We start from the raw sequence: 12972 nt of genomic DNA on the forward strand, positions 1-12972 counted from the left end.
AAGCATGCAGACGGCAGCACAGGCACAGCGTGATTTCGATGTGGTGGTGGTGGGCGGCGGTTCTGCGGGCATCGGCGTGACCGCCAGCCTGCTGCGGCGGCGGCCGGATTTGCGTATCGCGGTGGTCGAACCGAGCGACCGGCACTTTTACCAGCCGGCCTGGACGCTGGTGGGCGGGGGCGCGTTCGACATCGCCAGGACCGTGCGTCCGACGCGGGCGGTAATGCCGCGGCGCGCCACCTGGCTGCAGGCCGCGGCCGCTGGTTTCGAGCCCGAGGCCAACCAACTGCGCTTGGCCGATGGCAGCGTGGTCGGCTATCAGCAGTTGATCGTCTGTCCGGGCCTGCGCCTGGCCTGGGACAAGGTGGAGGGTCTGTCCGATACCCTGGGCAAGAACGGCGTCACCTCGAACTACCGTTTCGATCTGGCGCCCTACACGTGGGAACTGGTGCGCGGGCTCAAGGGCGGCAAGGCCCTATTCACCCAGCCGGCCATGCCGATCAAGTGTGCCGGCGCGCCGCAGAAGGCCATGTATCTGGCTTGCGACCACTGGCGCCGCAGCGGCGTGCTCGATCGCATCAAGGTCGAGTTCGACCTGGCCGGCGCGGTGCTGTTCGGCGTGCCGACCTTTGTGCCGCCCCTGATGCGCTACGTCGAAAGCTACGGCATTTCGCTGGCCTTCAATTCGAACCTGGTGGCGGTGGACGGTCCGGCGCGCAAGGCCTGGTTCGACGTCAAGGACGCCGAGGGCGCGGTCATTCGCGTCGAGAAGCCGTTCGACATGCTGCACGCGGTGCCGCCGCAGGTGCCGCACGACTTCCTGCGCCAGAGCGCGCTGGCGGACGCGGCGGGTTGGTGCGAGGTCGATCCGGCCACGCTGCGTCATGTGCGCTACAGCAATATCTTCGGATTGGGCGACAGCATCAGCACCACCAATGCCAAGACCGCGGCGGCGGCGCGCAAGCAGATCGTCACGGTGGCCGAGAACCTGCTGGCGCTGCGCGAGGGCCATGCGCTGCCGGTCGCGTACGACGGCTACGGCTCGTGCCCGCTGACGGTCGAGCGTGGACGTATCGTGCTGGCCGAGTTCGGGTACGGCGGCAAGTTGCTGCCCACGTTCCCGCTGGACCCAACAGTGCCGCGCAGGAGCGCGTGGTTCCTGAAGGCGACGATGCTGCCGTGGATCTACTGGAACGGCATGCTCAAGGGCCGCGAGTGGCTGGCCCGTCCGCTGGGCAACTGAGCCGGGCGCGGCCGCGAAAGAGGCGGTGCCGCGCCCGGGCTTTGCCGGTCCCGGGCGCGCGCCTTTCTTCTTCTTATCCTGTTATTCGTAGGTGCGGATGTCGTCGATGACCTTGCCGTCGTTCGGCAGGGAGCCGGCCTCGGCCCATTCGACGTCGCTGCGCAGCTTGGTCACGTCGCGCACGGATTCGGCGATGCGCGCGGCCAGGTCTTCGCCACGCACCCGCGACTCCACCCGCAACACCATCTTGTCCGATCCGGTGGTGCCGCTGATGACCAGCCGCGCCCGCAGGATTTCCGGATGGCGCCGCGCCACGTCGGCCACCTGCGAGGGATGCACGAACATGCCGCGCACTTTGGTGGTCTGGTCGGCGCGGCCCATCCAGCCCTTGATGCGGGTGTTGGTGCGGCCGCAGGGCGAAATGCCGGGCATCACCGCCGACAGGTCGCCGGTGCCGAAGCGCACCAGCGGGTAATCGGGGTTGAGCGTGGTGACCACGACTTCCCCCACTTCACCATCGGGCACCGGCTCGCCGGTGCCGGGGCGCACGATCTCGACGATGATGTCTTCGCCCAGCACCAGGCCCTGGCGCGCCGGCGTTTCGAACGCGATCATGCCCAGGTCGGCACTGCCATAGGCCTGGTAGCCCTCGATGCCGCGCGCTGCCAGCCAGTCGCGCAGCGAGGGCGGGAAGGCTTCGCCCGATACCAGGGCGCGGCGCAATGAATCCAGCTTCACGCCGAGTTCGTCGGCTTTTTCGAGGATGATCTTCAGGAAGCTGGGGGTGCCGGTGTAGCCGCTGGGCGACAGATCCTGGATCGCGCGGACCTGTTGTTCGGTCTGGCCGGTGCCGCCGGGGAACACGGTGCAGCCGACTGCGTGCGCGGCGGTCTCCATCATCGAACCGGCCGGGGTGAAGTGGTACGAAAAACAGTTGTAGGCCAGTTCGCCGGCGCGGAAGCCGGCGGCGTACAGGGCGCGGGCAAAGCGCCAGTAGTCGGCACGGGCGCTTTCGGGTTCATAGATCGGGCCGGGCGAGGCGAATACGCGCATGGCTTCGCCCCAGCCGATGGCCGAGAAGCCGCCAAAGGCTTTCTGCGGGCCGGCCGGCTGCGTGGCCTGAGCGCGGCTGTGCTGTTGTCGTTCCAGCAGTTCGTGCTTGCGCAGCACCGGCAGGCGCGCCAGCGCGGCGCGCGAGGTGACGGTGGCGGGGTCGATACCGCGCAGTTGCTCGGCAATGGCCGGCGCGCGGGCGATGGCGCGCGCGATGGCGCCGGGCAGGGCCGCCATCAGCTCGCGCTCGCGTTGCTCGGGCGCTCGGGTTTCCAGGACATCGAAAAACTCGGACATGGGATCGCACCCTCTCGTGTGCCGTACTGCGGTGTCGTTGCCGGCGGCGGCACCGGCCCGCGCCGGCATCGCCGCTCCAGGGATCAGGCCAGCCAGCGCTTGCGGCGGCGATAGAACTTGTTGTCGCGGAAACTCTTGCGTTCGCCGCTGGAAATGCCCAGGTAGAACTCTTTCACGTCCTCGTTCTGGGCCAGGTCTTGGGCGGCGCCGTCCATCATCACGCGGCCGTTTTCCAGGATGTAGCCGTAGTCGGCGTAGCGCAGCGCGATGTTGGTGTTCTGCTCGGCCAGCAGGAAGCTGACGCGCTCGCGCTGGTTCAGGTCGCGCACGATCTCGAAGATTTCCTCGACGATCTGCGGCGCCAGGCCCATGGACGGTTCATCGAGCAGGATCATGTTGGGGTTGGCCATCAGCGCGCGGCCGATGGCGGTCATCTGTTGTTCGCCGCCCGAGGTGTAGCCGGCCTGGCTGGTGCGGCGCTGCTTCAGGCGCGGGAAATACTGGTAGACGCGGTCGAGCGCGGCGCTGGTGTCGCCGCGGCTGAGATCGCGGGTATAGGCGCCGGTCAGCAGGTTTTCCTCGATCGTCAGGTGGGCGAAGCAATGACGGCCCTCCATCACCTGCACCACGCCGCGCTTGACCAGCTCGGCCGGCGACAACTTCTCGATGCGTTGGTCGCGGTACTGGATGTGGCCTTTGGTGACATCGCCGCGCTCGCCCTTGAGCAGGTTCGAGATGGCGCGCAACGTGGTGGTCTTGCCGGCGCCGTTGGCGCCCAGCAAGGCCACGATTCTGCCTTCGGGCACTTGCAGGGAGACGCCCTTGAGCACCAGGATGACGTGGTTGTAGATCACCTCGATGCCGTTCACATCGAGCAGCACCTTGGGGGTGTCGGCGGTAGTAGCGGTAGTCGTTGCTGCGGTCATGGCGGTTCCTGCGGCATGGTGGCGGCCGACGCCCTGGGGCGCCGGCCGCCGGTTCACATCAGTTCTCGCAAGTGCGGGGCGTGATGTTCTTTTCCTTGGCGTACTTCGCCGCGGCTTCCTTCACCATCGGGTCGAGCAGGGTCTTGTCGGCCTGGTACCAGTCCGAAACGACCTTGAACTTGGCGCCGTCCCACTGCACGATGCGGGCCCAGTCGTCACCCTTGTGGTTGCTGCATGAGGTCTTTACCGGACGCATGATGTGGCCGAAGCCAAGCTGGTCCAGGCGTTCCTGGGTGATGTTCAGGTTCTCGAAGCCCCAGCGCACCTGCTCCGGCGTCATGGCCTTGCCCTTGCCATACTTTTCCTGCGCGGTGCGGATCGCTTCGACCTGCAGCATCGAGATCATCATGCCGCGGGTATGGGCAATGGTGCCGAGCGTGGTCTTGCCGGTCTTGTCCGCGCCCTGGCCCTTGTCGTAGACGTACTTCTTCAGATCGTCGTAGACCTTGTCGTGCTCGGCGCCGCTGTTGTGGATGGTGATGGCGTTGTAGCCCTTGGCGACATCGCCCAGGTCCTTCACATCGCCTTCCGAGCCGGCCCACCAGATGGCGTACATCTTGTCGCGCGGATAGCCGCTGGCCTGCGCTTCGCGGATGGCGGTGGGCGTCATGATGCCCGCGCTCCACAGCAGCACGTAGGCCGGACGGGCCTGGCGGATCTGCAGCCAGGTGGACTTCTGCTCCACGCCCGGCGCGGTCACCGGATACAGCAGCAGTTCGAAGCCTTCCTTGGCGGCGCGCTTTTGCAGCAGCGGGATCGGTTCCTTGCCGTAGGGCGAGTCGTGATAGACCAGGGCGATCTTCTTGCCCTTGAGCTTGGCCATGCCGCCTTCTTTTTTGGCGATGTCCTGGATCATCACGTCGGCCGCGGTCCAGTAGGTGCCCAGCAGCGGGAAGTTCCATTCGAACACGCTGCCATCGACCGATTGCGACAGGCCGTAGCCCATCGTCTCGACCGGCACCTTGTCGACGATGGCCTTGTCGCTGACCGCGAAGGTGATGCCGGTGGACTGGGTGTCGAAGCCGGAGGCGCCGGTACCCTTGCCCTTCAGGCGCTCGTAGCACTCCACGCCGCGGTCGGTGGCGTAGGCGGTTTCGCACTCCTCGTAGGTGATCTTGACGCCGTTGACGCCGCCATCGCGTTCGTTGACCAGCTTCAGGTAATCCAGCTTGCCGTCGGCCCAGGGAATGCCCAGCGGCGCGAAGGAGCCGGTGCGGTACACCAGCAACGGAACGAACTGCTCTTCCGCCGCCATTGCCGGCGTGGCCACGGCGCCCACGGCGCCGGCTGCGGCCACCAAGGCTGCCGCCAACTTCAGGTTAAGACGCTTCATCTCCATTTACCTCCTGCGTGGTGTTTGGGTCATAAACCCTCGGACACCGGGGTTGGCCCGGTCTGGAGCCGGGTATTCAGGATGTCGGTCGTGGCGCGCATACCGCTACTACCGACGATGATCACAACGGGAGCCACACCATTCGGGCCGCGGCGGATCCGGCTTTGCCGGTCCCCGGCGGCGCCCCCTTGAGGGGGAAGCGCCGCAGGCGCTTCGGGCGTGTGCCCTCCTTAATGGGGGAACGGCCAGATGCGGAGTTTCTCCTTGCCGATGCTCCACAAACGTGCCAGTCCGTGCGGTTCGGCGATCAGGAAGAACACGATCAGCGCGCCGAACACCATGTGCTCGACGTGCGCGGCGATGTCCACCGACAGCGACAGGCCCAGCATGTGCGGCACATTGGTCAGCGCTACCGGCACCAGCACGATGAAGGCCGCGCCGAAGAAGCTGCCGATGATCGAGCCCAGGCCGCCGATGATGACCATGAACAGCAGTTGGAACGAGCGGGTCAGGTCGAAGGCCAGCGGTTCCCACGAGCCCAGATGGATGTAGCCCCACAGCGCGCCGGCCACGCCGACGATGAAGGAACTGACCGCGAAGGCGGTGAGCTTGGCGTACATCGGGCGGATGCCGATGACCGACGCGGCCACGTCCATGTCGCGGATCGCCATCCATTGGCGGCCGATGGCGCCGCGCACCAGGTTCTTGGCCAGCAGGCTGAAGAGCACGACCAGGATCAGCACGAACAGGTATTTCTCGAGAGCGCTCTGCACCGGCAGGCCGAAGGCGGTCAGCGGCGGCACCGAGACGTTGCCCGACGACGAGTAGTTGGTGAAGAACGGGATGCGCAGGAATGCCCAGTCGACGAAGAACTGTGCCGCCAGCGTCGCCACGGCCAGGTACAGGCCGCGGATGCGCAGGCTGGGGATGCCGAATATCACGCCGACGATGGTGGCGAAGCAGCCGCCCAGCAGGATCTGGACGATCAGCGGCATGCCCGGAAAGCGCACGCCGAAGTTCCAGGCGGCATACGCGCCCACCGCCATGAAGGCGCCCGTGCCCAGCGAGATCTGGCCGCAATAGCCCACCAGGATGTTCAGGCCGACGGCGGCCAGCGACAGGATCAGGAAGGGGATCAGGATGGCGCGCAGCAGATAGTCGCTGGACAGCGCCGGGATGGCGATGAACGCCACCGCCAGCAGCAGCCAGATGAAGACGCGGTCCTGGCGGATCGGAAAGATCTGCTGGTCAGCGCGATAGCTGGTCTTGAATTGGCCGTTTTCGCGATAGAACATGTTTTTATCCTAGAAGGCGCTCAGACGCGGTCGATGATCTTCTCGCCGAACAGTCCTTGCGGACGGAACAGCAGGAACACCAGCGCCAGCACGTAGGCGAACCAGATCTCGATACCGCCGCCGACCAGCGACCCCAGATAGACTTCGGACAGCTTTTCGCCCACGCCGATGATCAGGCCGCCCAGGATGGCGCCCGGCACCGAGGTCAGCCCGCCCAGGATCACCACCGGCAGCGCCCGCAGCGCCGCGGTCGAGAGCGTGAATTGCACGCCGAACTTGGAGCCCCAGATGATGCCGGCCACCAGCGCCACCAAGCCGGCAACGCTCCAGACGATGACCCAGATGCGGTTCAGCGGAATGCCGATGGACTGCGCCGCCTGATGGTCGTCCGCCACGGCGCGCAGGGCGCGGCCGGTGGAGGTGAACTGGAAGAACAGTGCCAGCGCCGCCACCAGCAGCGCGGCGATGACGGCGGCGGTCAGGTCTTCGAGATTGATCAGCAGGCCGCCCTCGAACATCGTGTCCAGGATCAGCAGCGGATCTTTCGGCATGCCGACGTTGATGGAATAGACCGAGCTGCCGAAGGCGATCTGGCCCAGGCCGTCCAGGAAGTAGCTGATGCCGAGCGTGGCCATGAGCAGCGTGGTGGCCTCCTGGTTGACCAGGTGGCGCAGCACGAAACGCTCGATCGCCACGGCCAGCAGGAACATCACGATGGCGCTGACGATGAACGCCAGCACATTGGCCAGGATCATGTTCTCGAAGCCGAACCAGCGTGGAAGCCACTCCGAGAAGCGCGCCATGGACAACGCGGCCACCAGCACCATCGCGCCCTGGGCGAAATTGAATACGCCCGAGGCCTTGAAGATCAGCACGAAGCCCAGGCCGATCAACGCGTACAGCATGCCGCTCATCAGGCCGCCGAACAAGGTTTCCAGAAAAAATCCCATCATTCGCCCCTTATGTCCGTGCAGCCATTGATTTATCTCCCTGCCCCTCATGGGGAGGGCTGGGGGCGGGGGGCGTCGCCTGCGCTTCGGCGCCCTGGGCGGGAGCGCTGTCCACGCCCAGGTACGCGCGGATGACGTCTTCGTTGGCGCGGACTTCTTCCGGCTTGCCGTCGCCGATCTTCTTGCCGTAGTCCAGCACCACGACGCGATCGGAGATGTCCATGACCACGCCCATGTCGTGCTCGATCAGCACGATGGTGGTGCCGAACTCGTCGTTCACGTCGAGGATGAAGCGGCTCATGTCCTGCTTTTCCTCGATGTTCATGCCGGCCATGGGTTCGTCCAGCAGCAGCAGGCGCGGTTCCATGGCCAGCGCGCGGCCCAGGTCGACGCGCTTTTGCAGGCCATAGGGCAGGCGCCCGACGGGCGTCTTGCGGTAGGCCTGGATTTCGAGAAAGTCGATGATGTTCTCGACGAACTGGCGGTGCTCGATCTCTTCGCGTTCGGCGGCGCCCAGGCGGAAAGCCTGCGCCAGCAGCCCGCACTTCATGCGCAGGTTGCGGCCGGTCATGATGTTGTCGAGCACGCTCATGCCCTTGAACAGCGCCAGGTTCTGGAAGGTGCGGGCGATGCCCATTTCAGCGGCGCGGCGCGGGTTCATGCGCGAGAAGCGCTTGCCGAGGAACTCGATGCCGCCCTGTTGCGGGGTGTAGACGCCGTTGATGACGTTCAGCATCGAGCTCTTGCCGGCGCCGTTGGGGCCGATGATGGCGCGGATCTCGTGTTCGCGCACATTGAAGGAAATGTCCGTCAGCGCCTTGACGCCGCCGAAGGACAGCGAGATGTTCTGCATGTCCAGCATCACGTCGCCGATGCGCTGGTCGCGGTCGTTGTTGCTCATGGTCTCTACGCGGCTCGGGCTGTGATGGCGGGGAACGTCTTGACCGGGCGGATCTTCAGGTCGGCGGCGATCTTGCCGCTGCGGCCGTCCTCGAATTTCACTTCGGTTTCGATGTACTGGGAGGGCTTGTTCTGGAAGAGGGCGTCGATCAGCACGCCGTACTTCTGCGCAATGAATGCGCGGCGCACCTTGCGGGTGCGGGTCAGTTCGTCATCGTCCGGGTCCAGTTCCTTGTGCAGGATCAGGAAGCGGCTGATCTGCGATGCCGACAGTTTCGGGTCGGTGGCCAGATCGGCGTTGACCTGTTCGACGCATTCGGCGATGAGCTGGTAGACCTCGTCCTTGCCCGCCAGGTCGGTGTAACCGGCATAGGCCAGACCGCGGCGCTCGGCCCAGTTGCCCACCGCTTCCAGGTCGATGTTGATGAAGGCGCAGACGTCGTCGCGGCCGGCGCCGAAGGCCACGGCCTCTTTGATGTGCGGGAAGAACTTGAGCTTGTTCTCGAGGTATTTGGGCGCGAACAGGCTGCCGTCGGCCAGCTTGCCGACGTCCTTGGCGCGGTCGATGATCTTGAGCTGGCCGTCGGTGTCCAGGTAGCCCGCATCGCCTGTGTGGAACCAGCCATCGGCGCTGCGCGCCTCCTGCGTGGCGTCCGGGTTGCGGTAGTACTCCTTGAACAGGCCGGGACTCTTGACCAGGATTTCGCCGTTGTCGGCCACGCGGATCTCGACGCCGGCCACGGGCGGCCCGACGGTGTCGTCGCGCACCTGGCCGTCCGGCTGCACGCAGACGAACACCGAGGTCTCGGTGGAGCCATAGAGTTGCTTGAGATTGATGCCGATGGAGCGGTAGAACACGAACAGGTCGGGGCCGATGGCCTCGCCCGCGGTATAGGCCACGCGCACGCGGCTCATGCCGAGCGCGTTGCGCAGCGGGCCATAGATCAGCACATTGCCCAGCGCGTAGCGCAGGCGGTCCCAGGGGTTGACCGATTCGCCATCCAGGATGCGGGTGCCGACGCGGCGCGCCAGCTTCATGCAGGCATGGAACAGCTTGCGCTTGAGATAGCCGGCATCTTCCATGCGGATCATCACATGGGTCAGCAGGCCTTCCAGCACGCGCGGCGGCGCGAAATAGTAGGTGGGCCCGATGTCGCGCATGTCGATCGAGACCGTGTCGGGCGATTCCGGATGGTTCACGGTGAAGCCGGTGACCAGCAATTGCGTGTACGAGAACATGTTCTGCCCGATCCAGGCCGGCGGCAGGTAGGCCAGCACGTCCTCGCGGTCGGTCAGCTTTTCCATTTCGGACACCGCGCGGGCGCGATCGATCAGCGCATGGTGCGTCAGCACCACGCCTTTGGGCTTGCCGGTGGTGCCCGAGGTATAGAACATCGCCGCCGCGTCATGCGGCTGCACCGCGGCGACGGCGCGGGCGAAGAAATCGGGATGTTGCGCGGCGTATTCGCGGCCGATCTCCTCGAGCCGGTCATACGACAGCAGCATCGCATCGGTATAGTGGCGCAGGCCGCGCGGGTCGTCGTAGACCACGTGCTTGAGCGCGGGGCATTGGTCGCGCACTTCCAGCATCTTGTCGACCTGTTCCTGGTCCTCGACCACCGCGACGCTGACTTCGGCGTCCTGCAGCACGTAGACCATTTCCTGGGCCACGGCGTCCTGGTAGAGCGGAACGGGGATCGCGCCGAGCGATTGCGCGGCCATCATGGCCATGTACAGGCGCGGGCGGTTCTCGCCGATCACGGCCACATGCATGCCCGGCAGGATGCCCAGCGACGCGAGCCCGTGGGCGACCTGGCGCACGTGCTCGGCCACTTCCGACCAGGTAAGGGTTTGCCAGATGCCCAGGTCTTTCTCGCGTATCGCGGGCCGCGACCCGCGTACGTCGGCATGCGCGAACAGCAGCGCTGGAAAGGTGTCCAGCGCCGCCGGCATCTGTGCGGATGCGGGCGATGAATGTGCCACGTTGTCTCCTCCGGTTTGGGCGCATCGGACCCGGGGCCGCGAGATGCGGCGCGCGGGCGATCGCGCTTGACCAGTTGGTTTTAGATTTACGGCAGGAGTTAAGGTATAAGGTTGGGTTGCTACCAACTGTCACCATCGCGACATTCAAGGAACTTTTAGGGTATTCCCGATGCAGCTATCCGACTCCCTGCAACTTGCCGCGGCCTGGTTTCGCGTGCTCGACAGCGAACAGCAAACGCGCGTCGAGCGAGACCTTTCCGTGCAGCAGGTGGCCGCCGGGTCGATCATAGAGCGCAAAGGCGAACTCGCCCAGGCATGGATCGGCGTGCTGGCCGGTCTGGTCAAGGTATCGGTGGGCAATGCCGAAGGCAAGGTCGCGTCGCTGACCGGCGTGCCGGCCGGCGGCTGGATCGGCGAGGGCTCGCTGCTCAAGCGAGAAGTCCGCAAGTACGACATCGTGGCGTTGCGCGATTCGGTCGTCGCGCGCCTGCCGGCCGCGACCTTCGACTGGCTGCTCGATAGCAGCATCCCGTTCAACCGCTACCTGCTGCACCAACTGAACGAGCGCGTCGCCCAGTTCATCGGCAAGGCCGAATACGACCGCCTGTTGGACCCGGACGCGCGCGTGGCGCGCTGCCTGGCTGAACTGTTCAATCCCCTGCTGTATCCCGGCATGGGGATGCGTTTGACGATCACGCAGGAAGAGGTCGGCTACCTGGCCCGGGTCTCGCGCCAGCGCGCCAACCAGGCGCTGCGCAAGCTGGAAGAGGCGGGCCTGCTGAACGTCGAGTACGGCGCCGTGCGGGTGCTGGACCTGGACGGCCTCAAGCGGTACGGCTCCGACCGCGGCGCGCAGGAAGGCGAGCACGCCGCCTGAGCGCCGGCGGCGGCCGCGCTTGCCGTGACGCCGCTCGCGGGCAGGCTGGCCGTTACAAAAATTGGCGGGAAGAGGGCTTGACAATAAGTAGTGCGCTATTTAATATTGCGCAATGAAATCCAGATCCCAGCCCAAAGGCGCGCTCAACCCGCTGCTGCTAGACAACCAGCTGTGTTTCGCCCTGTACTCGACCTCTCTGGCGATGAACAAGGTGTACCGCAGGCTGCTGCGCGGCCTGGATCTGACGTACCCGCAGTACCTGGTCATGCTGGTGCTGTGGGAACGCGACGAGATCACGGTCACCGATATCGGCGCGCGCCTGTTCCTGGACTCGGCCACGCTGACGCCCCTGCTCAAGCGGCTGGAAGCGGCGGGCCTGGTCACCCGGACCCGCGCACACGATGACGAACGCCAGGTCATCGTTGCCCTGACCAGGCAGGGCCGCGACCTGCGCAACCAGGCCGAGGCCGTGCCCCACGCCATCGCCGCCGCGGCCCGGTGCTCGCTGGAAGAAGTGCAGGGCACCATGAAGTCGTTGCACGAATTGCGGGAAAAGTTGGTCGGCAGTCTTTGAGCCGCAGTCTTTGAGGCGGATGATAGTTAGTGCTGTCATTCCCGGTTAAAGGTAGTGCGCTATGAAATAGCATGCTATTTGATTAGTAAGGGCCGAAGCGGGAAGGGTCCCGCCAGCCTGGCAGTCCCACCTTCATCCAAAAGGAACACACCATGTCCATCGAAAAAGTTCTCTACCGCGCCCACGCTCACGTCACCGGCGGCCGCGAAGGCACTGGCGTCTCCAGCGACGGCAACCTGAACGTCAAGCTGACCACGCCGAAGGAACTGGGCGGCGCCGGCGCGGCCGGCACCAATCCCGAGCAGCTGTTCGCCGTCGGTTATTCGGCCTGCTTCATGGGCGCCATGAAGTTCGTCGCCGGCCGCGACAAGATCGCCATGCCCGCCAACGCCACCATCGATGGCTCGGTCGGCATCGGCCCCATTCCCACCGGTTTCGGCATCGAAGCCGAACTGAAGATCTCGCTGCCCGGCATGGACCGCGCCGAAGCCGAAAAGCTGGTCGCCGCCGCCCACATCGTCTGCCCGTACTCGAACGCCACCCGCGGCAACATCGACGTCACCCTGACCATCGACGTCTGATCGCGGCGCGGGTCCCCGCGCGCCCAAGGAAAAGGCAGGATTGCGCGGTACGCGCAATCCTGCCTTTGTCATCGGTCGCCCTCCCGGCACGAACGGCACGCCCGCCAAATCCGTCGGCGGCCAGGCCGTACGCCTGAAGGACTCACGGTCCGGGCGAGACACGCCTGGCTAGTGCGACCCACCAAGATAGGCCGCCACCACTGCCGGATCGTGCTTGAGCTTGTCGGCACTCCCGTGCACCGAGATCCGTCCGTTCTCCAGCACGTACCCATAGTCGGCGACATTCAACGCCGCCGCCGCGAACTGCTCGACCAGCAGCATCGTCACCCCTTCGTCCTTGAGCCGCGCGATGATCCGGAACACCTCCTCCACCAGGATCGGCGCCAGCCCCATCGACGGCTCGTCCAGCAACACCAGCTCGGGATTGAGCATCACCGCCCGTGCCATCGCCAGCATCTGCTGCTCGCCGCCCGACAGTGTTCCCGCGAGCTGATCGCGCCGCTCCTTCAGGCGCGGAAACAGATCCATTGCCCGTTCCAGATCCGCCTGCACGTTGCCCTTGGGGCGGCTCCCGGTGAGCCGGGGAAACGCGCCCAGCAGCAGATTGTCAGTGACGGACAGCGTCGGGAACACGCGCCGCCCCTCGGGCGAATGCGCCAGTCCCAGCCGCGCGATCCGGTGCGATTCCAGGCCGTCGATGCGCTTGCCGCTCAGCGTAACCTCGCCCGCCGTGGGCCGGATCATCCCCGACAGCGCCCGCATCGTCGTTGTCTTGCCGGCCCCGTTCGAGCCGATCAACGTCACCACCTTGGCCTTGGGGACTTCCATGCTGATGCCGTGCAGCACCTTCACTTTCCCGTAGCCCGCTTCCAGATTCTTGATCGATAGCATGTTGTCGTC

Annotated in this window: 12 protein-coding genes; 4 read left to right on the plus strand and 8 right to left on the minus strand. The window is 65.6% G+C overall.

The window, feature by feature from the left end:
- The first annotated feature begins 4 nt into the window (after positions 1-4).
- Positions 5-1243, plus strand: coding sequence for an NAD(P)/FAD-dependent oxidoreductase (locus HV701_RS21470; protein ID WP_175135030.1), 1239 nt, complete (start codon positions 5-7; stop codon positions 1241-1243).
- Positions 1244-1324: 81 nt separating this feature from the next.
- Here HV701_RS21470 and HV701_RS21475 read toward each other — a convergent pair whose 3' ends face one another.
- From HV701_RS21475 to HV701_RS21505, 7 genes are all read right to left on the minus strand, one after another.
- Positions 1325-2593 (minus strand): phenylacetate--CoA ligase family protein, encoded by a 1269-nt coding sequence (locus tag HV701_RS21475; RefSeq protein WP_175135031.1) that lies wholly within the window; start codon positions 2591-2593, stop codon positions 1325-1327.
- Between the two features lie 83 nt (positions 2594-2676).
- On the minus strand, positions 2677-3519 hold the full coding sequence (locus HV701_RS21480) for an ABC transporter ATP-binding protein (protein ID WP_175135032.1): 843 nt from the start codon (positions 3517-3519) through the stop codon (positions 2677-2679).
- 58 nt (positions 3520-3577) lie between these two features.
- Entirely contained in the window at positions 3578-4918 is a 1341-nt protein-coding gene (locus tag HV701_RS21485; RefSeq protein ID WP_175135033.1) for an ABC transporter substrate-binding protein, read from the minus strand.
- A gap of 224 nt (positions 4919-5142) precedes the next feature.
- On the minus strand, positions 5143-6207 hold the full coding sequence (locus tag HV701_RS21490) for a branched-chain amino acid ABC transporter permease (RefSeq protein WP_175135034.1): 1065 nt from the start codon (positions 6205-6207) through the stop codon (positions 5143-5145).
- A gap of 20 nt (positions 6208-6227) precedes the next feature.
- Positions 6228-7157 (minus strand): branched-chain amino acid ABC transporter permease, encoded by a 930-nt coding sequence (locus HV701_RS21495; protein ID WP_175135071.1) that lies wholly within the window; start codon positions 7155-7157, stop codon positions 6228-6230.
- Positions 7158-7167: 10 nt separating this feature from the next.
- Entirely contained in the window at positions 7168-8058 is an 891-nt protein-coding gene (locus HV701_RS21500) for an ABC transporter ATP-binding protein (protein WP_175135035.1), read from the minus strand.
- Positions 8059-8063: 5 nt separating this feature from the next.
- Complete coding sequence (locus tag HV701_RS21505; protein ID WP_175135036.1) at positions 8064-10040, minus strand: AMP-dependent synthetase/ligase; 1977 nt, start codon at positions 10038-10040, stop codon at positions 8064-8066.
- A 169-nt stretch (positions 10041-10209) separates the two neighbouring features.
- On the opposite strand from HV701_RS21505, the gene HV701_RS21510 reads away from it, so the two are divergent.
- The 3 genes from HV701_RS21510 (at position 10210) to HV701_RS21520 (ending at position 12072) form a co-directional block, all read left to right on the plus strand.
- Positions 10210-10917: a Crp/Fnr family transcriptional regulator gene (locus HV701_RS21510; RefSeq protein ID WP_175135037.1), complete on the plus strand. Its 708-nt coding sequence runs from the start codon at positions 10210-10212 to the stop codon at positions 10915-10917.
- Between the two features lie 112 nt (positions 10918-11029).
- Complete coding sequence (locus tag HV701_RS21515) at positions 11030-11491, plus strand: MarR family winged helix-turn-helix transcriptional regulator (protein WP_175135038.1); 462 nt, start codon at positions 11030-11032, stop codon at positions 11489-11491.
- Positions 11492-11643: 152 nt separating this feature from the next.
- Positions 11644-12072, plus strand: a complete 429-nt coding sequence (locus HV701_RS21520) for an organic hydroperoxide resistance protein (protein ID WP_175135039.1) — start codon at positions 11644-11646, stop codon at positions 12070-12072.
- Positions 12073-12240: 168 nt separating this feature from the next.
- On the opposite strand, the gene HV701_RS21525 is transcribed toward HV701_RS21520, so the two are convergent.
- On the minus strand, positions 12241-12963 hold the full coding sequence (locus tag HV701_RS21525; protein ID WP_175135040.1) for an ABC transporter ATP-binding protein: 723 nt from the start codon (positions 12961-12963) through the stop codon (positions 12241-12243).
- Between the last annotated feature and the right edge of the window lie 9 nt (positions 12964-12972).

Source organism: Achromobacter pulmonis (genome assembly GCF_902859765.1).
Taxonomy (GTDB): Bacteria; Pseudomonadota; Gammaproteobacteria; order Burkholderiales; family Burkholderiaceae_B; genus Achromobacter; species Achromobacter pulmonis.